Annotated in this window: 17 protein-coding genes and 1 pseudogene; 10 read left to right on the top strand and 8 right to left on the bottom strand. The window is 69.0% G+C overall.

The genetic code is table 11. The features are described 5' to 3' along the window. The first annotated feature begins 141 nt into the window (after positions 1-141). Positions 142-930, top strand: a complete 789-nt coding sequence (locus AC061S_RS42300; protein ID WP_478691196.1) for an SDR family oxidoreductase — start codon at positions 142-144, stop codon at positions 928-930. A gap of 40 nt (positions 931-970) precedes the next feature. After that, the gene (locus tag AC061S_RS42295; protein ID WP_478691195.1) at positions 971-3,568 is read left to right on the top strand and encodes a bifunctional FO biosynthesis protein CofGH; all 2,598 of its coding nucleotides are present in this window, start codon (positions 971-973) and stop codon (positions 3,566-3,568) included. A gap of 88 nt (positions 3,569-3,656) precedes the next feature. Here AC061S_RS42295 and AC061S_RS42290 read toward each other — a convergent pair whose 3' ends face one another. Continuing rightward, positions 3,657-4,745, bottom strand: a complete 1,089-nt coding sequence (locus tag AC061S_RS42290; protein ID WP_478691194.1) for a tyrosine-protein phosphatase — start codon at positions 4,743-4,745, stop codon at positions 3,657-3,659. A 551-nt stretch (positions 4,746-5,296) separates the two neighbouring features. On the opposite strand from AC061S_RS42290, the gene AC061S_RS42285 reads away from it, so the two are divergent. The 3 genes from AC061S_RS42285 to AC061S_RS42275 all read left to right on the top strand — a co-directional run bounded on the left by AC061S_RS42285 (position 5,297) and on the right by AC061S_RS42275 (position 7,929). Further along, entirely contained in the window at positions 5,297-6,562 is a 1,266-nt protein-coding gene (locus AC061S_RS42285; protein ID WP_478691193.1) for an ADP-ribosylglycohydrolase family protein, read from the top strand. Positions 6,563-6,714: 152 nt separating this feature from the next. Beyond that, positions 6,715-7,575 (top strand): TIGR03619 family F420-dependent LLM class oxidoreductase, encoded by an 861-nt coding sequence (locus AC061S_RS42280; protein ID WP_478691192.1) that lies wholly within the window; start codon positions 6,715-6,717, stop codon positions 7,573-7,575. 105 nt (positions 7,576-7,680) lie between these two features. After that, the gene (locus AC061S_RS42275) at positions 7,681-7,929 is read left to right on the top strand and encodes a hypothetical protein (protein ID WP_478691191.1); all 249 of its coding nucleotides are present in this window, start codon (positions 7,681-7,683) and stop codon (positions 7,927-7,929) included. A 69-nt stretch (positions 7,930-7,998) separates the two neighbouring features. Here the strand turns inward: AC061S_RS42275 and AC061S_RS42270 are convergent, their stop codons facing one another. From AC061S_RS42270 to AC061S_RS42260, 3 genes and pseudogenes are all read right to left on the bottom strand, one after another. Continuing rightward, positions 7,999-8,403: a PIN domain-containing protein gene (locus AC061S_RS42270; RefSeq protein ID WP_478691190.1), complete on the bottom strand. Its 405-nt coding sequence runs from the start codon at positions 8,401-8,403 to the stop codon at positions 7,999-8,001. Then, on the bottom strand, positions 8,400-8,636 hold the full coding sequence (locus tag AC061S_RS42265) for a type II toxin-antitoxin system VapB family antitoxin (protein ID WP_478691189.1): 237 nt from the start codon (positions 8,634-8,636) through the stop codon (positions 8,400-8,402). Before AC061S_RS42265 ends, AC061S_RS42270 begins: the two co-directional genes overlap by 4 nt. 44 nt (positions 8,637-8,680) lie before the next feature. Beyond that, a pseudogene (locus tag AC061S_RS42260) lies at positions 8,681-9,122 on the bottom strand (ATP-binding protein). Between the two features lie 649 nt (positions 9,123-9,771). Between AC061S_RS42260 and AC061S_RS42255 the strand changes: the two are divergent. Together AC061S_RS42255 and AC061S_RS42250 are read left to right on the top strand one after the other, a co-directional pair. Then, positions 9,772-10,167, top strand: coding sequence for a hypothetical protein (locus AC061S_RS42255; RefSeq protein ID WP_478691188.1), 396 nt, complete (start codon positions 9,772-9,774; stop codon positions 10,165-10,167). A 77-nt stretch (positions 10,168-10,244) separates the two neighbouring features. Beyond that, on the top strand, positions 10,245-11,537 hold the full coding sequence (locus AC061S_RS42250) for a VanZ family protein (protein WP_478691187.1): 1,293 nt from the start codon (positions 10,245-10,247) through the stop codon (positions 11,535-11,537). A gap of 301 nt (positions 11,538-11,838) precedes the next feature. Here AC061S_RS42250 and AC061S_RS42245 read toward each other — a convergent pair whose 3' ends face one another. The 4 genes from AC061S_RS42245 to AC061S_RS42230 all read right to left on the bottom strand — a co-directional run bounded on the left by AC061S_RS42245 (position 11,839) and on the right by AC061S_RS42230 (position 17,766). Then, positions 11,839-12,267 (bottom strand): hypothetical protein, encoded by a 429-nt coding sequence (locus AC061S_RS42245; RefSeq protein ID WP_478691186.1) that lies wholly within the window; start codon positions 12,265-12,267, stop codon positions 11,839-11,841. Beyond that, on the bottom strand, positions 12,264-14,426 hold the full coding sequence (locus AC061S_RS42240; RefSeq protein WP_478691185.1) for a hypothetical protein: 2,163 nt from the start codon (positions 14,424-14,426) through the stop codon (positions 12,264-12,266). Before AC061S_RS42240 ends, AC061S_RS42245 begins: the two co-directional genes overlap by 4 nt. Then, positions 14,423-16,237, bottom strand: coding sequence for a hypothetical protein (locus AC061S_RS42235; protein WP_478691184.1), 1,815 nt, complete (start codon positions 16,235-16,237; stop codon positions 14,423-14,425). Before AC061S_RS42235 ends, AC061S_RS42240 begins: the two co-directional genes overlap by 4 nt. Positions 16,238-16,317: 80 nt before the next feature. Further along, positions 16,318-17,766: a hypothetical protein gene (locus AC061S_RS42230; RefSeq protein ID WP_478691183.1), complete on the bottom strand. Its 1,449-nt coding sequence runs from the start codon at positions 17,764-17,766 to the stop codon at positions 16,318-16,320. Positions 17,767-17,981: 215 nt separating this feature from the next. Between AC061S_RS42230 and AC061S_RS42225 the strand changes: the two genes are divergently transcribed. The 3 genes from AC061S_RS42225 to AC061S_RS42215 all read left to right on the top strand — a co-directional run bounded on the left by AC061S_RS42225 (position 17,982) and on the right by AC061S_RS42215 (position 19,940). Continuing rightward, positions 17,982-18,818, top strand: a complete 837-nt coding sequence (locus AC061S_RS42225; protein WP_478691197.1) for a helix-turn-helix domain-containing protein — start codon at positions 17,982-17,984, stop codon at positions 18,816-18,818. After that, the gene (locus tag AC061S_RS42220) at positions 18,815-19,060 is read left to right on the top strand and encodes a DUF397 domain-containing protein (protein WP_478691182.1); all 246 of its coding nucleotides are present in this window, start codon (positions 18,815-18,817) and stop codon (positions 19,058-19,060) included. The genes AC061S_RS42225 and AC061S_RS42220 overlap by 4 nt, the downstream gene beginning before the upstream one ends. A 574-nt stretch (positions 19,061-19,634) precedes the next feature. Further along, complete coding sequence (locus AC061S_RS42215; protein WP_478691181.1) at positions 19,635-19,940, top strand: hypothetical protein; 306 nt, start codon at positions 19,635-19,637, stop codon at positions 19,938-19,940. The last annotated feature ends 23 nt before the right edge of the window (positions 19,941-19,963 follow it).

Below are 19,963 nucleotides of genomic sequence, written 5' to 3'. Positions count from 1 at the left end.
GCCCACGCCACCCCACCCCCGCCCCGCCGGCGATTGAGGCGCAGGGGCCCGGGGACCGGCCCCCACCCCTTCCCTCCCCGCGCCCCGCACCGTAGCCTGACGCACCGTCAGAAACAGACCGGCGTCCAGGAGGCCCGCACCATGTCGCTGCTGCTGCAAGGCAAGACCGTCATCGTCTCCGGCGTAGGCGCCGGCCTCGGTCACCAGGTGGCCGCCACCGTGGTCCGCGACGGCGGCAACGCCGTGCTCGGGGCGCGGACCGAGGCCAACCTCGCCAAGGCCGCCGCCGAGATCGACCCCGACGGCACGCACACCGCGTACCTGCCGACCGACATCTCCGACGAGCGCCAGTGCGAGGCCCTCGCCGCCCTCGCCCAGGAACGCTTCGGCGGGGTCGACGCCGTCGTCCACGTCGCCGCCTGGGACTCCTACTTCGGGGGCCTCGAAGACGCCGACTTCGGCACCTGGCAGCAGATCCTCGACGTGAACCTGCTCGGCACCCTGCGCATGACCCGCGCCTGCCTGCCCGCGCTGAAGCGAACCGGCGGCAGCGTCGTCATCATCGGCACCCAGTCCGCCATCGCCTCCCCCAACGAGGTGCAGCAGGCCGCCTACGCCGCCTCCAAGGGCGCGCTGACCTCCGCCATGTACTCCATGGCCCGCGAGCTCGGCCCGCACCGCATCCGCGTGAACACCGTGCTCCCCGGCTGGATGTGGGGCCCCCCGGTGCAGGCCTTCGTCACCTTCACCGCACACACCGAGGGCGTCCCGGAGGCCGAGGTCCACGCCCGCCTCACCGACCGCATGGCGCTGCCCGACCTGGCCACCGACGGGGACGTCGCCGACGCCGCCGCCTTCCTCGCGTCCGACCGGGCACGGGCGATAACCGGCCAGTCTCTGCTGGTCAACGCCGGGGAGCTGATGCGATGAGCCCCTCCGTGCCCGCGCGAGCGGATCGTATGCTCGGGCCATGACCACTCCGAGTGACGCCCCGACCGAGAACTCGATGCGCCGCGCGCTTCGCCGTGCCCGCGACGGCGTCGCGCTCGACGCGACCGAGGCGGCCGTGCTCCTGCAGGCGCGCGGCGAGGCCCTGAAGGACCTCGCCGCCTCCGCCGCCCGGGTGCGGGACTCCGGACTCGAAGCCGCCGGCCGGCCCGGCGTCATCACGTACTCGCGCAAGGTCTTCATCCCGCTCACCCGGCTGTGCCGCGACAAGTGCCACTACTGCACCTTCGTCACGGTCCCCGGCAAGCTCCGCCGCGAGGGCCACGGGATGTACCTGTCCCCCGACGAGGTCCTCGACATCGCCCGCCGGGGCGCGGCCATGGGCTGCAAGGAAGCCCTGTTCACGCTCGGCGACCGGCCCGAGGACCGCTGGCCCGAGGCCCGCGAGTGGCTCGACGCGCACGGCTACGACGACACCCTCGCCTACGTGCGCGCCATGGCCATCCGCGTCCTGGAGGAGACCGGCCTCCTCCCCCACCTCAACCCCGGGGTGCTGTCCTGGTCGGACCTCCAGCGCCTCAAGCCGGTGGCCCCCTCGATGGGCATGATGCTGGAGACCACCGCCACCCGGCTGTGGTCCGAGCCCGGCGGCCCCCACCACGGCTCCCCCGACAAGGACCCGGCCGTCCGGCTGCGCGTACTCGAGGACGCGGGCCGCTCCAACGTCCCCTTCACCACCGGGGTGCTGATCGGCATCGGCGAGTCCTACGAGGAGCGCGCGGACGCCTTCTTCGAGCTGCGCCGGATCCAGCGCAGCTACCACGGCATCCAGGAAGTCATCGTCCAGAACTTCCGCGCCAAGCCCGACACCGCCATGCGCGGCATGCCCGACGCGGAGCTGGAGGAGCTCGCGGCGGCCATCGCCGTGGCCCGCCACATCCTCGGCCCGAGCGCCCGCATCCAGGCCCCGCCGAACCTGGTGGACTCCGAGTACGCGCTGCTCATCGGCGCCGGCATCGACGACTGGGGCGGGGTCTCCCCGCTCACCCCCGACCACGTGAACCCCGAGCGCCCCTGGCCGCACATCGAGGAGCTGGCCGAGCGCACCGCCGCCGCCGGCTTCGCGCTCCGCGAACGCCTCACCATCTACCCGGAGTTCCTCCAGCGCGGCGAACCCTGGCTGGACCCGCGCCTGCTGCCCCACGTACGGGCGCTGGCCGACGCGGAGAGCGGGCTCGCGGACGAGTCCGCGAAGGTCGTGGGCCGGCCGTGGCAGGAGCCGGACGAGGGCTTCGCCGCCTACGGCCGCACCGACCTGCACACCACCATCGACACGCAGGGCCGTACCGGCGACCGCCGCGACGACTTCGACGAGGTCTACGGCGACTGGGAGGCCCTGCGCGAGGCCGCGGCCCCCGGCATGGTCCCCGATCCCGAGCGCATCGACACCGACGTACGGGGCGCGCTCGCGCAGGCCGCCGACGACCCGACGAAGCTCACCGACGAGCAGGCGCTCGCCCTGCTCCACGCGGACGGCCCGGCGCTGGACGCCCTCTGCCGGATCGCGGACGACCTGCGCAAGTCGGTGGTGGGCGAGGACGTCACGTACATCGTGACCCGCAACATCAACTTCACCAACGTCTGTTACACCGGCTGCCGCTTCTGCGCCTTCGCGCAGCGCCGTACGGACGCGGACGCCTACACCCTCTCGCTCGACCAGGTCGCCGACCGGGCCGCCCAGGCCTGGGACGTGGGCGCGGTCGAGGTGTGCATGCAGGGCGGCATCCACCCGGACCTGCCCGGGACGGCCTACTTCGACATCGCGCGGGCGGTGAAGGAGCGCGTGCCGGGCATGCACGTGCACGCCTTCTCCCCGATGGAGGTCGTCAACGGGGCGACGCGCACGGGGATGTCGGTACGGGACTGGCTGACGGCGGCCAAGGAGGCCGGCCTCGACTCCATCCCCGGCACCGCGGCGGAGATCCTGGACGACGAGGTGCGCTGGGTCCTCACCAAGGGCAAGCTGCCGACGGCGGACTGGATCGACGTGGTCTCCACCGCCCACGAACTGGGCATCCGCTCCTCCTCCACGATGATGTACGGCCACGTGGACCAGCCGCGGCACTGGCTGGGCCACTTCCGCACGCTGGCCCGCATGCAGCAGGACGCGCACGCGAAGGGCGTGGAGGGCTTCACGGAGTTCGTGACGCTGCCCTTCATCCACACCAACGCCCCGGTCTACCTGGCGGGCATCTCCCGCCCCGGCCCGACGGTGCGGGACAACCGCGCGGTCACGGCCATGGCCCGGATCCTGCTCCACCCGCACATCACCAACATCCAGACCAGTTGGGTGAAGCTGGGCTCGGAGGGCGCGGCCGAGATGCTGCGCTCGGGCGCCAACGACCTCGGCGGAACGCTCATGGAGGAGACCATCTCCCGGATGGCGGGTTCGAGTTACGGCTCGTACAAGTCCGTCCAGGACCTGATCGCCGTCGCCGAGGCGGCCGGCCGGCCCGCGAAGGCCCGTACGACCCTCTACGGCGAGGTCCCGGAGGAGCGCCAGGCCGCGGCCCGCGCCTCGGACGGCCACCTGCCGGAACTGCTGCCGGTCCTGGACTGACCGGCCGCGACGGCTGACCGGCCCCGCGAACGCGTGCGGGCCCTGCCAGGGGGACAGCCCGGCAGGGCCCGCACGTCGAGGGGGCTGATCAGCCCACCAGGAGGTCCTTCTTGAGCTGCTTCAGCTCGCGGCCGTCGATGCCGAGGCCATCCTTGAGGTAGGTGTCGAAGGTGCCGAACTTGGCGGTGACCTCGTCGTACCCGGCGTTCAGGTACTCGGGCCGCACGTCGAGCAGCGGCTTGTAGACGGCGGCGTGCGAGGCCGGCAGGTGCGAGAGGATCGCGTCGTTGGCGGCCTTGCGGTAGTCGTTGCTGGCCAGGTAGTCGGCCATCACGGTCTCGCTCGGCACGCCGAGGGCGGTCAGCAGGGAGGCGTTCGCCCAGCCCGTACGGTCCTTGCCCGCGGTGCAGTGGAACAGGACGGAGCGGTTGCGGTCGCGCTCGATGCCCTCGAAGACCTGCGTGTAGGCCTTCTTGCCGCCCTCCCCGCTGACCATGGCCTTCTCGGCGTCGATCATGGCCTTGACGGCCTCGTCGGGGGTCTTGGGCAGGGTCTCGAAGGACCCGGAGCCCGCAAAGACGTCGGCGACGATGTAGTTGGCGCCGGCCGGGACCTTGTCCACGTCCTTGGTGCGCTCGCTCTCCATGCGGAGGTCGAAGATCGTCTTGACGCGCAGGCGCTGGAGCTTGGCGAGGTCGTTCTCGGTGAGCTTGTTGAGGGCGTCGGAGCGGTAGATCTCGCCCATCTTGACCCACTGGCCGTTCGTGGTGCGGTAGCCGCCCGCGTCACGGAAGTTGGTGGTGCCGTCCAGCTTGATCAGCCGGTCGGCCAGGCGCAGGCCCTGGCCGCGCTCGGGCTCGAAGTCGAACCACTGCCGGTCGGCGGCGGGCAGCCCGCTGACCACGGCCTCGCCCTGGGCGCCGCCCTTGGCGACGACCTTGCCGTTCGCCTTGATCTCCACGCGCTTGGTGCCCTTGGCGTTCCACTTCAGGGTGTACGCGCCGTCGGCACCGGCGGTGACGGTGGCCTCGGTGAAGGGGATGGCGGAGCTGCCGTGGTGCCGGCCGCCCCAGGGGAGGTCCCACCCGGAGGCGGAGGCGGAGGCGACGGGGGCCGCGACGATGGCGACGGTGAACGTGGAGGCGACGACGGTCGCGGCGAGCAGTGCCTTCTTCATGCCCCGAGACTCTTGGCCTCCCAATAACGCCACGTGAACACGGCATGGCCGAAACCGACCGGGTGCAAGGCGGATGTCAAAACGTGCCACCCGCCTGGCCGGCGGTTGAACGGGGACCCGGGCTGCGCCCGAACTCCTGGGGCTCCGCCCCAGACCCCGCGCCTCAAACGCCGGCGAGGCTGGATATGCATCACCGAGCCCGTCCGGCGCCTCTTCAGCCGTCCGGCGTTTGAGGACCGGGGTCCGGGCGCGGAGCCCCAGAGGGGTCCGGGCGCAGCCCGGGACCCCGCTTTCAGCCCGTCCGGCGTTTGAGGACCGGGTCAGGGCCGAGCCCTGGGAACGGAGGAACCGGGGGTCCCCCCAGACGGAGTCTGGGGGAGGGTAGGGGACTCCGCCCCGCGCAGCGGCACACCCGCAGCCGCCACCCACCGGCGGAATCCAGCCGTTCCGCGCCCCCATACGGCCCGCATGACCGACTACTTCCGGACCCGATCGGCACTGTCCACTACAGTGCCCGCCAGAGCACGCGCGGGCAGTCCGGGGGGATCGAAATGGACACGGCGACGGAAACGTCCGGGGAGCAGCAGAGCAGGCCCGGGGCAGCCCAGCCCCTCCAGGCAGCCCCCGCACCCACCGGCGGAGCCACCAGCGGAGCCACCAGCCTCGGCCCCGCCACGGGCCCTGCCGCCGGTGCCACCATCGGCGGCCGGGCCGCCGTCACCACCGGCCTCTGGGGCCGCACCGAGCAGCAGGACTTCCGTAGCCGCGTCAGAGGAACCCTCCTCGGCTCGGCCATCGGCGACGCCCTCGGCGCACCCGTCGCCGCCCTCTCCCTCCCCGAGCTCCTCGCCGCCCACGGCCCGGCCGGCCTGACCGAGCCGGCCCCCCGCGCCGAGGTCACCGCTGCCACCCAGCTCGGCCTCTTCACCGTGGACGGCCTGATACGGGCCCACGTACGCCGGGACACCGGCGCCTGGCACCCGCCGACCGACGTGCATCGCGCATACCTCCGCTGGTCCCTCACCCAGCACGAATGGGGCCCCGACGAACGCCGCGAGGACAACGGCTGGCTCGCGCAGGAGGAGTGGCTTTACGCCCAGCGCTCCCCCGACCGCTCCTGCCTGACCGGTTTCGCCGACGGAGTCCTCGGCACGCTCGCCCAGCCGAAGAACCCGACCGCCGTGGACCCTGGCGCGGCCACCCGTTCCGCACCTTTCGGGCTGCTGGTCGGCTGGGAGCCGGCGCTTGTCCTCCAACTCGCCGTCGAGTGCGCCGCGACGAGCCACGGCCACCCCACCGCGTACCTGTCCGCCGGCGCCCACGCCGTCATCGTCCACGGCCTGACCCGCGGCGAGTCCCTCGACTCCGCCGTCCAGCGCGCCCTGGGCCTGCTCGGCGTCCGCCCCGGCCACCAGCCCGTCACGGACGCCCTGCAGCGCGCGCTCGGCGCCGTCACCACGGGCGTCCCGTCGCCGCAGACGGTCGAGGGCCTGTCCCCCGGCTACGGCCGCTACGCCGAGGAGGTCCTCGCCATCGCCGTGTACTGCGCCCTCGTCGCCGAGAACGTGGCGCACGGCCTGCGCCTCGCCGTGAACCACGGCGGCGACTCCGCGGCCACCGGCGCCCTGTGCGGCTCCCTGCTCGGCGCCCAGCACGGCGAAACGGCCCTCCCGGCAGCCTGGCTCGCCGGCCTCGAAGGCCGCGCCACGGTCCTGGAACTCGCCGACGACTTCGCCCTGGAGATGACCCAGGGCCCCGCCCTCCACGGCCCCGCCGCGACCTCCACCGCTTGGCTGACGCGGTACCCGCGGGGGTGAGCCGTAGCGGCTGGGGCTGACACCGGGGAAACCGCACCGGCCCCGGGCCGACTCCGCCTCCCGCCCCCAGCCATGGCCGACGCACGCCCCTGCCCTCCGCACGCGCGAAGCCGTACTTTGGCCCTCCCCACACCACGGAGGTGTCAGCGCACATGCGGATCGCCACGACCGTCTTCCTCACCGACCGCACCATCGCTCCCGTACCCCTCGCCCGCGCCCTGGAGGAACGCGGGTTCTCCGGCCTCTACCTCCCCGAGCACACCCACATCCCGGTCAGCCGCGTCACCCCGGCCCCCATGGGCGGCGAACTCCCGGAGATGTACGGCCGCACCCTGGACCCCTTCGTCGCCCTCGGCCAGGCCTCCGCCGTCACCGAGCGACTCCACCTCGGCACCGGCATCACCCTCGTCGCCCAGCACGACCCCATCGACCTCGCGAAGCAGGTCGCCACGCTGGACCACCTGTCCGGCGGCCGCGTCACCCTCGGCATCGGCTACGGCTGGAACGTCGAGGAGGCCGCCGACCACGGAGTCGAGTGGCGCACCCGCCGGGAACTGGTCCGCGACCGCATGGCCCTGATGCGGACCCTGTGGTCCCCGAACCCCACGGCGTACGTGGGCCAGTTCTCCTCCGTACAGGCCAGCTCGGCGCACCCCAAGCCGGTGCAGACCCCGCGCGAACTCGCCCCGGGCGTCCCCCTGTACGGCCCGCGCACCCTGATCGGCGGCCAGGCCGGCCCGAAGCTGTTCGCAGCCATCGCCGACCACAGCGACGGCTGGCTCCCGATCGGCGGCGGCGGCCTCACGGAGTCCCTCCCCGCCCTGCGCCAGGTCTGGGAGGCCGCGGGCCGCGACCCCAAGTCCCTCCAGGTGGTCCCGTACGCCGTCCAGCCGACCCCCGGCAAGATGGCCCACTACGCCGACCTGGGCATCGAGGAGGTCGTCCTCCAGCTCCCCTCGGAGGGCGAGGCGGAGATCCTGCGGATCCTGGACGGGTTCGGGCAGTACCTGTAGCCGGGGTGAGGTAGCACCCGCCCGGCCCCGGGCCCGGCACCGGCCAGGCACCGGCCCCTCGAAACCTGCTGGCCTCGGGGGGCCGCCCACGGCGACCATGAGCGCATGCCAGGCCAACGCAAGCGCGAACGCAGCCGGATGCGAGCCCACCAGCGGACGGCGGACACCCGCGGCCGCTGGGAGCTGCTCTTCTCGACTACCGAGCAGGTGGAGGTGCGGGAGTACCTCCGCCGCCTGCGGGTCGACGGCATCGCCATCGACCTGTCGCGGCTGCGCATCGACTCGTTGTGCGGACGCCTCGCCGGCCCGTCGACGTACCAGGTCAGCCTGTTCGTCCCGGAGGCCTCGGCGTGAGCGAGGAGCTGTGGGAGAGAGGAGCTGGGGGAGCGACGAGCTGGGGGAGCGCTTTGAGCCCCGCGCGGGTCAGCCGGCGATGCGGCGGACCGGCTGGCCCGTGATGCGCGCGATGGTTTCGAAGTCCGCGTCCTGGTGGAGAACCGTCAGCTTCTGATGCTGCGCGGTCACGGCAACGAACAGGTCGACAGGGCTGGCGCACTGGTGGCAGCCCTCGTCGGCCAGCCTCTGCTGGAGTGCCGCCGTCTCCTCCCAAACGGAGTCCCGGGCTACGAAGTACGGGAAGGTCTCCCGAAGCAGCCCATCGGCCTCGTAGTAGGCCGGACGGCCGCCAACGGTGCGCAGGAACTCCTGCCGCACCGGCTCACAGAGGCCCACGTTTCCGGACGTGACCACTTCGTCCCACGCGGGGGCGGCCTGCCGACGGTAGAAGCGTACGAGTGCGCTCGTATCGATCAGGAAGTACTCGCTCACGCGCTGGGCCGCTCGCCGGACGCTTGCTCGTCCTCGCTGCCCTCGATCGCGGAGAAGTCGATCTCGCCGTCAGCGACCATCTCCCGCATACGGGCCACCGCCGCCGCTCTGCGACGACGATCCGCGATCTCCCGCAGGGCGGCATTGACCGTGTCCCGCTTGGTCGTGGTCCCGAGGTGGCGGGCGGCCTCCGCAAGAGCCTCGTCGTCCAGGTCGATCACGGTGCGGGACATGATGACCTCCAGGGCATGCGTATATACGATTCCCCAAAACGATATCAACGGACCCTGAGCTCCGCCCAGACCGTCTTCCCGACCAGCCGGTCCCTGACCCCCCAGTCGCTGGCGACGGCCTCGACGATGCGCAGGCCGTAGCCGTAGCCGTAGCCCGACTCGGCTCCGTACTCGTGCGGCCGGAGGGCCGGGCGGCGGTCCCGGCGGGCGTCGGACACCTCGATGCGCAGCGCCCCGGGGAGCAGGCTCAGGCGGAGCTCGAAGTCCCGTCCGGGGACCCGCCCATGGGCCACCGACCGCGTTGGCGGCTAGCTCGGCTACGAGGAGCCCGGCGTCCTCGGAGAGCCCGGTGCGGTCGGGGATGCCCCAGTCGTGGAGCTCGACTAGGGCAAGCTGCCGGGCGAGGCGGGCGCCGCGGCGGGTGGAACTGAAACGCTGAGTGAACGTGCGTGCGAGGGTTCGGGCGGGGCCCGAGGGTGTGGTCATGGGAGCAAAGTCCCGTGTGGGGTGGGGTGTTCCCCAGCAAGCGAACCGTTATGCCGCTAGTTCCATCGATCTCTCGCTGAGTTCAGCGGCCGCATAGTGCCTGCTCAGGGCAGGCAAAGCTCTGGGTTTAGGTGCAACAGTGTTGTGGTGCGTGTGATGGGCTTGCTAAGGGGGCAGAAGGAGTGGCTGGACGCCTGGACCAGGACCATGCCGTCTACCACAACCGCACCTTTCCTCGAGGTCTGAGCTGTATCCCTGGCCGGACCTGATCACCCGTCGGGAGCCCCAGATGCGGTACCGCGAGATTACGAATCGCGTCCTTACGAAACGGGAGCGTCAGGAGCGGTATCGCGGCCCTAGGTCCCTCCCGATCCACCACTCGATCGGGAGCCAGCGTCGGACCACCCGAGGTACGACACCCCGGCGTAACCGACGAGGTGAACTGGTCCTCGGAATGCTGCGGCGTCCCAAGGACGGTCATGAAGACATTTGTCAAGAACTCCCACGAAAGATCACAAACCTCTAAGTTACCCTTATGTCGGGCGAGGCACTTTTCAGGCCATCGAATGGCCAGTACTCTCCTACCCCCCACCCCTCAAGATCATTAACGTTCCTACAGATAATAGATACAGAGGGTGGGGAGAACGGTATGTTCAAGGCAGCAATGGTGGGCTTGGCGACAGGCGCGCTGATTGTCGGAGGAGGGACTGCTGCGTACGCAGCAAGCACGAGCACTCAGCTCAGCAACGGAAGGCTGGGGTTCACCGCGGTTGACGCAGCCTCCTACGGCTACCCGGGCTCGTTTATGGCCTCGACGGAATACAAGAAGACCAGCGGGGCGGCTGTGTCGGTCCGCCTCCAGATGGATGTCCTGAATGGCGTCTTCGGCAGCACGCACGCCTACCAGAGTGTCTCGGTCGGACAGACCGTTGTCACCCAGTTTGGCGTCATCAGCAAGGCGAAGTACGCCCCGGACTGCAAGGCAACCGGCATGATGCACGCGTCCGGCAGGTACTATTACACGCCGACGGTCACCTTCTGCTGATTGCACTGCCGCGCGTGCCGGGCATGACATTGCTCCTAAATGTCATGCCCGGTAAAGTTTTTTGAGGAGAAATTCCTGTGATTGAGGCATCGATAGATGCGGTCCCCGGCCTCTTGCTTTCCTTCTTCATACTGGCCTCGCTGCTATGCGTCCCGGCCGGGGTCATCGCCCGAAGGAAAGGGAAGCAGGCGACTCCGTACGTCCTGCTATCGGCATCGGTCGCCGGAATAGTGTGCGTGACGCTTATTCCTGGCCTCGCGGGGGATGCAGGAAAGAACGTATGTGATATCGGTTTCAGCCTCACGGGCCTTAACCGGTCGGCATGGCTAAATCTTGCCCTATTTGTTCCCGCCTCCCTGTTTTCTGTGCTGTGTTTCCGTAAGCCAGTGCTGGCCGGTATTTCCGCCATTCTGTCCAGTGCTCTGATCGAGGTCGCACAGACCGACTTGGTCGCTGGCCGGTCATGCAGTCTCACCGATTTCATCATGAACTCGGTTGGAGCAACTACAGGGGTCGCCATGGGTATCCTATGGCTGACCCTTAGGGGCAGTGAGACTCGATTCCAGTGGGTTCGTGACGCGCAAATGGCCGGCGTGCTCGCCCTCGCCGGAGGGGTCGTCTTCTTCGGTACCCTCATGATATGGCGCCCCGATCTCCGTGACGCCGTCCAAACTGACCACGACGTCATAGAAAGGGCCTCGCAGACACAGGATGCGGCGCAGTGGATCGGGCAAGTAGGTGCTGACATTTTCGGGCCCGAATCGAAGGCTAAGGGAATCCAGACCGTCAAACGCGAGAACGGCTGGTTCGTATCGGCTGAAACCGAAATGGGAACCGTCGACGCGATCTGGCCGGAGAAGAAGATAACTTCGGTACGCGCTACCAATAACGAAGCCGAATCTGGCTCCCTCAGCGCTCAGGAAGCATCCGCTGTCGGCCAGGAATTCGCTAATAGGTGGTTTGCCTCCGAGGTGCACGGAAGTAACCTGAATGCGGCTGCTCTCAAGGGGAGTACCGGCGATAAGACTGTGTACGGGTTGACCTATCGCAGATCCGTCAACGGGGTCATGATGCCCATGCGCCTAGATATTGCAGTCACATCAGCCGGGCGAATTCTCCACGCGACGTGTGTTCCCCAACCAGACCCCCTGCTGCCCACCCCGGTCCTCACCCGTGACGATGCGGAGGAGCGGGTCCGACGCAGTACCGGCCAGAGCGCGACCGGCGCCGTACTCCTCGCTCAGAGAGTCAGCGGAGCGTGGCGCCCGGTATGGATGATCGGCATGCCCGATGGGGCAAAAGAGCCGGACATTTTCGTTGATGCCGAGACGGGAGCGACCGTGCGGCCCGACCCGCTACCGGGAACGTAGTCAACCTGACGAGCACTTGGTGCGATCTCGTCCATAGCCCCCGCAGCGTCAGCCGGCACCAGGCGACACAGCGAGGGGCGGGCGGTGATCATGCCTCCTGCTTCCTGCGGCACGAAAAGTGCTCGGGCAGCCCTTCGGGGCCTGGAAGGCTTGCGGGCTGACCGCAGCCGAAGCGGCACCCGGTCCGCGTTGCACAGTCCGGATAAAGACTTCCCGCCCCCGCCGCATTTCATGAACGGGTCACATGCAGGTACTGAGGCATCGAGGCGCGTGGTGAGCAGACGCTCGCTCAGGGCGGTCCTCATGGCATACGGGGCCGACGAGGTAGTGCTCGGACTTTGGCGGCTTGTTCGTCGCGGCCAGACAGCACGGTGTTCTCCAGCGTGAGAAGGCTGACTGCGGTCGCGTAGATGGCGAGTCGCTCTTCCAGGACACGGCAGCGGTCCTGAAGCTTGGTGTGCTTCTTCTTCAGCTCATCGAAGGCATCCGCGGCTCTGACGTGGGTTGCCCGTTTCGCCTCGGCCTTGGCGGCTTCGCATTGGAAGAGGTCTTTGAGGTCAGGATGCTGGTGGGTCAGGTGCCAGCGTTTGACGTCGGCTTCAACCGCGAGCTGGGAGACGTTCAGCCGCCCTGCGGATCGTTGCGGGGTGCCGGCGAACAGCCGGTTCATCGCGGCCAGGATGGCCCGGCGGACGGGGTCCGGTTCGTTGTCGAACGGGAAGTTGGTCACCGGGTGTCCCGTCCTTGCTCGTGGGCGTCGATGATGGCGTTGAGGCGGGCGAGTTCGTGCTGCTCGCGCTCGTGGCGGTAGGGCGGGGCGAGGGGGTCAGCGACGATCTCGGCCAGAGCGTCCCGCTGTCGCCGGACGTACTCGATGTCGCGGTCGGTGCGGGACAGGTTCAGGCATTTGGGTCGGCAATCGTCCGTGTCGGGGGTGACCATGGGGTCGTCGACCGCCCCGCGGAGCTGGCAGGCGGCGGTGGCGGGGTTCAGGACACAGGTCATTCCGTCACCGTGGTGGATCTGCAGGAGGGTGTTGCCGACCAGGTCGCGGGCCTGCCGGTCGCTGGTCAGTACGAGGCCGGCGAACTCGCGGGTGGCCGCGTTCACCCGATACCGGTAGGCGTCGGCGGCCGGACCACTGACGTGCTCGCCCGCCGCGAGGGCCTTCTCGTCCTCGGCCAGGCCCTCGAGCCGAAAGAGCCAGTCCTCGAATGCGTATTCGTCGGGAAATCCGGATTCGTAGGAACCCGCATAGCCTTCCAGCATTCGTGTATGGGTATGGCCATACTGCACCGTGGCCGCGACCAGCCCTCGTGGTCTGCGGCGAATGAACCAGGCCAAGGTGCGCCGGAACCGACTGGCGGTCAGCCGTCCGCGGCCGTCGTCCGGGATCAGGTCGGTGCGGCCCAGCACCTGGCACTCGGTGTTGACCCAGGCTGTGAACCCGGCCAGGTCGTCGCCGATCGGCGTGCTGGTGCGCGCGCCGCCCTGCCGCTTCCAGGATGCTGCCCGCATCAGGTAGGGCTTGATGTGCTTGGGAAACAGCAGCGGGCTGTCGTGGAGCCGTTCCATCACGGCGACGGCGCGGGCGACGATCTCGATGACGACCCACGGGTCGGGGCGGATCATCCCTTCGGGGACCTTGTTGCCGTCCTTGTCCTTGGCGCCCTTGAAATACAGTCCTTCCATCAGCCACAGACCAGTGTCCTTGTCACGGTGGACACAGCCGCGCCGCAGATTGAGCACCTCTCCCATTCGGGCGCCCGAGAGGTAGGCCACGACCACGAAGCCAGCCGTGGCCAGAAGCCGGGTCAGGGCCGGCGACTCGTCGAAGGTGATCTGCCGCCGCCACGGCTTCGAGTCCAGCAGGCCCGTGATCGGCGTACTGAGCACGAGACCCTCGGAGATCGGCAGGCCAGATTCCCGCACCATCTCTCCGACCGGCGTGTGCTGGATCGCCGAGCGGGTCTCCAGCTGCATAGCCAGGTAGGACCACCGGATCTGCAGAGTCCCGTCTTCGTCCCGGATGCCTGGCAGCGATTCGCCCCGTTCCCGCAGGCCCTCGAGGTGTGCGGAGACCTGCGCCCGCAACTCTCCCCTCCGGCGCCGCAGGCCGGGTTGCCGTAGGCGATCCGCCACGAGAGGGGAATCCGGCCGGCGACTACGCAGGTCTAGGTACTCGACATTGGCGGCCACGATGTCCTCGGCGAAGTCCTCGATGAACCGGATCGACCAGAGCAACAGCAGCTGCATGGTCTGCTCGCCGATCCGGCGGGTCAGGTTCACCCGGCCCTTGACGGAGCGGCCCAGCAAATCCTGGCTGGCCTCGCCGTCCCAGGGCGGTGCCGGCGGCAGCCGCATCTCGGCGGGCAAGAGGTCACGGTTGGCCCAGAGCCTACGGATTTCACGCAGGAACGCGTAGCGCTGGTGGAGCGAGACCTCCTCGTCCTCGAGATAGTCGAGGTAGTCATCCAGCATTTGAGGTGTGACCTGCGAGAACGTCGTCACCCCCTGTGTCGTGAACCAGGTGAACACGAACTGCATGGCGCCGGTGAAAACCCCTGCGACGGTGGTGACCGCGATCCGGACGCCGGGCGCACGGCGTACCGATCTGGGCTGGGGATGGTTCAGCAGCTGCCAGACATAGTGCTTGGCCGCCGACCGCAACGGGGCTGGGACCAGCCCGAAGTTCACGCAGTCGGAGTTGGCGTGCTCTTCGAAGATCCCCGGATTGAGGTCCCAACGTTCCTCGCCGAACCGCGACAGTCGGGCCAGGTCAGTGCCCGGCCTCAGCTCACGGTTGAACAGCACCAGGGTTTGCGGTCCGGGCCAGTGGGTTCCGGGCGGGACTTCGCCCCAGGCGTTCAGGGGCAGTGGCGTGCTCATCGCAGATCCAACTCCCGGTTCAACAGCCGCCCGACCAGAGCCTGGTCTCCGTCGGTGAGGTCGTGACGTGCGTCGTGGACCGCGGCTTCGCCGTGCTCGTTCATGATGTCGGCGAGCTGGGCGTGCGGGCCCGCGAACCGCTCGGCCCAGGTGAGGGCGCCCATCTGCTCGCGCCGTTCCTCCAGCCGGTCGTGCAGCAGCACCTGGACCGGCAGATGTCGTGGCAGAGCGCGGGCGCACTCGCATCCCAGACATACGAGGAACGATGCCGGGCAGGGCTGGCCGACCTGCCCGTGGGTGCCCCCGGTGTGGTCGCTGCAGGCCGCCACGACGGTGTCCAGCCGGCCTGCGATCATGCGGGTCAAGGTCGGGACGTCCAAGCCCTGCTCGGCCGCGACCGCCTCCGGGGCGGTGCGGGCCCGCTCGACGTCGGCCGCCGACATCACCGTGACCGCGCCCCGGGCGCGCGCATGGGCCACTTCCGAGGCCAGCGTGTCGGCGACCACCTTTCGGTACTCCTTGATGTTGCCCCGGTTGCGGACCAGGTAGGTCCGCATGGTCTGCTCGGAGTGGGCGACCGGCCGCTGGTGCAGTTCGATGAAGGTCAGCCGCAGCAGATCCAGCCGGACCACCAACGACACCGGTTGGTCCTCGTCGTCTGCGGCATCGGCCGTCAGTCCCCATGCCTTGCCACGGCGCCCGACCTGCGGTCCGCTGGCAGGGATCGGCCGCAGTCCGCGGCCCTGGCCGCAACCACCTGACTGGGAATAGCCGACCAGCAGGCGAGGACCGCCGACCAGCGTCCGTGAGCGGGCCGTCAACTCGTGCAGCAGCACGTAGAGGCCGAAAGCGGTGTGCAACTCGTCCTTGGCCGAGACCTCGTCGGGCTGGTCCGGGATGCTGATCCAGTCCGGGACCTCCGTCAGCGCCAGGTCCATGTAGGCACGTCGGCCCCGCCGAAGCTTGCGCAGGCTCACGATCGCCGTCCCGGCTGCTCCGCTATAGCCGTCGGCCCGGTGGTGGGTGGCCGGCGTCTTCAAGATCACCTCAGGGTTCTCACCGGTCAGCACCCCCAGCAGCACCGCCGCGGCCGCGACCTCGTCCGACGACAGATGCAGCCAGCAGATGATCTCCTTGACCGTGCCGTGGCGAGTGATCCATCGCTGCTGGGACAAGATTTCCTTGCCAGGACCCGAAACCCGGACCTTGCGGGGGACATCGCCGAGCCGGTCTACGGAGTCCAGGAGCCTCCACCGCTCCTGCATCCTGATGTCCCCGCAGCTGGTGATCTCGCCGGCACGGATCTGCCGCAGCGTCTCGCGGTTGGCCCGGATGCGGGCCGCAGCGACGCGCAGGTCCTTGCGGGCAGCCTCCGCGATCCGCTTGAACTCCGCCCGGCTGTAGCTCGCCTTGGGTTCCATGTCCGGCCGCGGCGCGAAGGGCACTTCCATCCGACCGGCGAGGCGGTCGCCCACCCCCTCGGCCCGGGCCAGCACCCGGACGAACTCGGCCACCTCCTCGCCGGTGCGGGCCACATGCGCGCGGTGCTTCAGCATGCCGTCAATGTGCTCTGGCATCACGTGCGCCATCGCCGTCGGCGGCCAGGAGAGCGTGGACACGTACCGGTCGAACAAGAACACCGCGCGACGGGATTTGTTCATCGACTCCAGCGACGTCAATCCGGCGCCGGGGGCCGTGCGCTTGACGAAGGCGGCCACCAGCGCATCGCGCAGGCCGGCCGCCATGGTCAGGGAGGAGAAGTCATAGTCCTTGCACTCCTCCCCGTCCTGGCTGAAGCACCGCACCACCACCCGGCCGTCTTCAGCCGGCAGAAGGCCATGACCTGTCCGAGGGCCGGCCCCCGGCAGCGACGCGAGCCGTCCCCGCCCGCTCACCGTGCGACTGCCAGCGGATCGGTGAGCACCCGCGGATGGCCGGTGAACACATCGGCCATGAACGCGGCCACCGGGAATCCCGCCGCATGGGCCAGGAACGCCTCGACGTCCAACGTCAAAAAGGGCTCCAGATAGACGCTCTTCGTCGTGTCCACGCTCCGATGACCGAGCATCGTCTGGACCAGGTGCCAGACATCCCCGAACTGCTCGCGGAAGTCAGCCCGCTCGGACTCGGTCATGTGCCCGAACCGGGCGGCCTGCACCAGCTTGCCAACCGAGTACCACTTCAACGCGAGCGAATGACGGAGCATATGGGCGGTGCAGCTGAAGTGCTCCAGCCCCAGCAGCTTGATCCTCTCGTTCGCGGCGTCGAAAGTGTGCTCCCATCCCCGCCCGTCGCGCGGCAGGCCGTCCTCGTTCAACCACAAGGCCACCGGCTCCAGGCCCTGCGGAGTGCGGTAGAACAGGCGCAGGCGCGTTCGAGGGCCCACATCGTTCCAGGCCATGCGCTTGGCGCCGCCCCGGGTGCCCTCCAGCGTCACCGCCTCGGTGCCGTGCGTGGCCAGCACCAGCCGCAGACCGGGCACCCGCTCGTAGCGGCCTGCCACCTGGGCGCGGCGGACCGCGGCGGCCCGCGCGCCCTCCCGGTAGGCCAGCACCCCTTTCAGGACCGAGCGCGGCATCCAGTACTTGTGCCCGTACCCACCCTTGGCGCAGGCCTCGGCCAGCTCCAACGTGTAGTAGGCCCGCTTCCGGTCGTATATCGGCAGTTCGGGGATGGCCACGCTCGCCCATTCCGCGACCCGCAGTCCGTGACCGTAGAGGCCGTCGCAGAATGCGGTGTCCCGCTGTTCGTTGCGGCCCCGCCACCAACCGTCCGGACGGCCGGTCAGGTCGAGCCCGCGGATGCCCAGGTCAAGCCAGCGTTGGTAGCCCCCAGGATCGAGCCACTTCACGTCCTGCTGGCGTGTGGCCTTCGGGGCGTCGAAGTCCGCGAACGGATTGACGACCCCGTGGCCCTTCATCCCCACGTAGAACTTATTCAGCGCCGCCAGGTCCCGGGTGAAGGAGTTCGTCTGCACGCGCTCTTCGTTGGCGGGGTCGGTGACGCGCCAGAACAGAAACTCCTGTGCATCCTCTTCGAGGCATTCCCACCAGTTCACATTCAGTGCGAGCAGGAAGTTCAACCACACGCCCACCGAGTAGGTGTAGTCCCGCTGTGAGCGCTCTTTGAGGTTGCGCCACTTCGCTGACGACAGGACCGCGTTCACGCGCAGGTCCGGATGCCCGTCCGGACCGAGCAGGAACCGCTGCCCGTCGCGGACGCCCAATGCCGTCGCCCATGCGCCCAAGCCCGGCGCGAAACCAGAAGTCAACGCGATGAGCTCACCGCTGAGCTGAGCGTAGTCGAGCCGATGCACCTGCCAGCGTCGCACGTCGTCCATAGCCGCCACCCCGCATGGGCTAACGATCTCGTGCAACAACGGTCACTGGTGTGGCACCGAAACCCTGCCCCACCATAGAGCGGATGTCGCCCACAACGCTCGGGGCAACAACAATCACTGGCTACAGAACCTCCGCTACTTTTCATCTGTACGAGTTCGCGCTCTGGACAGTGTCGGTCACTGACGGTGAACATGTTGCCGGGGAGGTGACCTCCATGGCGAGTGTCGATGACAGCGGTGACAACGAGGCCGGGCCGGACCCCGACCTGCGCAACTTCGGCGAGACGGTCAAGGCTTTCAGGAAGCGCGCCGGCCTGACCCAGGAGCAACTGCACCCACTGATCCGGTACTCCGTGCAGTACATCGGGTCGGTGGAACAGGGGCGGCGGCATCCGTCCGAGCGGTTCGTGGACCGGGTGGAGGAGGTGCTCGACGCCTTCGGCGTCATCCGCATCGCCGCGAAGCAGCTGACCCGGCGGAGGGGGCTGGCGAAGTGGTTCAGGCGGTGGGCGGAGCTGGAGGAGGACGCGGTCGCCCTCAACACGTACGAGTGCCGGTCGATTCCGGGCCTGTTGCAGACGGAGGCCTACGCCCGGGCCCAGATCCGGGACGTCCCCCCGCTGCCGACACCGGAACAGGCGGAGGCGCGCATCATCTTCCGGCTGACCCGGCAGGCGGTGCTCCTCAAGACCCCGTACGTCGCCTTCAGCTTCATCATCGAACAGCCGGTGATCGAACGGCGGACGGGTGGGGCTGAGGTGACACGCGAGCTGATCGACCACCTGTTGGAGATGGGGAGGCTGCCCAATGTGGATCTGCAGGTCATGCCTACGGTCAGTCCGGAGCACGCGGGTCCTGGCGGCTCCTTTCAACTCCTTGAAACCCAGGAACACGAGTGGCTGGGATACAGCGAGGGGCAGAAGACAGGCCGGGTCATCTCCGACCCGAAAGACGTCAGCGACCTCCACCAGCGGTATGCCAAACTTCGCATCCAGGCCCTCAACCCTGCGGACAGCGCGGGCCTGTTGATGCGAATGCGAGGATCCCTGTGAACAGCTCCCAGCTCCGGTGGTTCAAGAGCAGCTACAGCAGCAGCGACGGCGACAGCTGTGTCGAGGTCGCCCTCTCCTGGCACAAGTCCACGTACAGCGGCAGCGAGGGCGACAGCTGCGTAGAGGTCGCGAGCTGCACCGACTCCGTCCACATCCGGGACTCCAAGCTGACGGCCGGCCCCGAGCTGGCGGTGTCCCCCCGGACCTGGGCTGCGTTCGTGGGCGGGGTCACAGAGGCCTGAGCTGCGCGCTGGGCCTGGCGTTGACAAGGTCCGGGGGGAGCCCGGCAGTCCAGTGTCCTTTCGCCGTGGGCCGGTCCCTCAAGGGCGCTCCCTGCGGTCGCGTCGCTTCGCGATGGCCTTCGGCCACCCTTGACCGACCGGCCCACACCGAAACGCCACAAGACTTCCGGGATCCCCCCGGGGAACGGCCGGGGGGAGGAGGGGGGAGGAGCGGCCTGGTCTGAGATGCGCAGCCCTTCTCCGGCCAGTGGGCATCCGCACACCGCTCCGGCAGGACAGGAAGCTCAGCCGGAACGGACGCGCGGGGCGATCAGAGCATCCAGGGCCGGGCGTCTGAACACCCTTCCCGTGACCGTCGACCGTCGGCATGAGCGGGAGGTGGACGAGAGCGACCTCAGGGTCGGTGGGCGCGACAGATCGCTACACACTCTCGCTCGGCTTAGCGACTGCGGGCCGTCTGTGGCTGATCCAGGTCGGAACAGGGCTTGACCTCAAGTGAAGTTGAGGTTGGAAGCTTCCTCGTATGCCGCTGGCCGCAGGGCAGCGCACCACTTCATGCGTTGGAGGAAGTCCCATGTCGAGCAACGCCGTTCCCACCTCTGTCCCCGTCGCAGCCCCGATTCGTCGTGCCGGCCTCACCTGGTGGCAGGCGCTGGCCACCGGCGCGGTCGGTGCGGTCGTGGTCAATCTGATCGTTTTTGCCGTCGCCAACCTGGCCGGTGCCTCACTCATCGTGACCAGTGACGGGGCGGAGCATCCCATCACGGTCGGGAGCGTCAGAAGCCGTTGTCGTACCGATCATGGAACGTGCAGGTCGAACAAGGTTCCTGGTCGGGTGATCTTGCGGTGGTGCGGACATGAAGGCGGGGCCTCTTGGTAGCTCGGGGGTGCGAACCTCACCGA

It is taken from the genome of Streptomyces sp. CA189, assembly GCF_056428985.1.
This window is presented reverse-complemented; position numbering and strand designations above follow the sequence as displayed.

Excerpts from the sequence above, each read along its gene's own strand:
- AC061S_RS42265 (WP_478691189.1), bottom strand. The coding sequence starts at position 8,636 with ATGTCCCGCACCGTGATCGACCTGGACGACGAGGCTCTTGCGGAGGCC.
- AC061S_RS42225 (WP_478691197.1), top strand. The coding sequence starts at position 17,982 with ATGGCGAGTGTCGATGACAGCGGTGACAACGAGGCCGGGCCGGACCCC.
- AC061S_RS42275 (WP_478691191.1), top strand. The coding sequence starts at position 7,681 with ATGCCAGGCCAACGCAAGCGCGAACGCAGCCGGATGCGAGCCCACCAG.
- AC061S_RS42230 (WP_478691183.1), bottom strand. The coding sequence starts at position 17,766 with ATGGACGACGTGCGACGCTGGCAGGTGCATCGGCTCGACTACGCTCAG.
- AC061S_RS42240 (WP_478691185.1), bottom strand. The coding sequence starts at position 14,426 with ATGAGCACGCCACTGCCCCTGAACGCCTGGGGCGAAGTCCCGCCCGGA.
- AC061S_RS42285 (WP_478691193.1), top strand. The coding sequence starts at position 5,297 with ATGGACACGGCGACGGAAACGTCCGGGGAGCAGCAGAGCAGGCCCGGG.
- AC061S_RS42290 (WP_478691194.1), bottom strand. The coding sequence starts at position 4,745 with ATGAAGAAGGCACTGCTCGCCGCGACCGTCGTCGCCTCCACGTTCACC.
- AC061S_RS42300 (WP_478691196.1), top strand. The coding sequence starts at position 142 with ATGTCGCTGCTGCTGCAAGGCAAGACCGTCATCGTCTCCGGCGTAGGC.
- AC061S_RS42295 (WP_478691195.1), top strand. The coding sequence starts at position 971 with ATGACCACTCCGAGTGACGCCCCGACCGAGAACTCGATGCGCCGCGCG.
- AC061S_RS42255 (WP_478691188.1), top strand. The coding sequence starts at position 9,772 with ATGTTCAAGGCAGCAATGGTGGGCTTGGCGACAGGCGCGCTGATTGTC.
- AC061S_RS42215 (WP_478691181.1), top strand. The coding sequence starts at position 19,635 with ATGTCGAGCAACGCCGTTCCCACCTCTGTCCCCGTCGCAGCCCCGATT.
- AC061S_RS42280 (WP_478691192.1), top strand. The coding sequence starts at position 6,715 with ATGCGGATCGCCACGACCGTCTTCCTCACCGACCGCACCATCGCTCCC.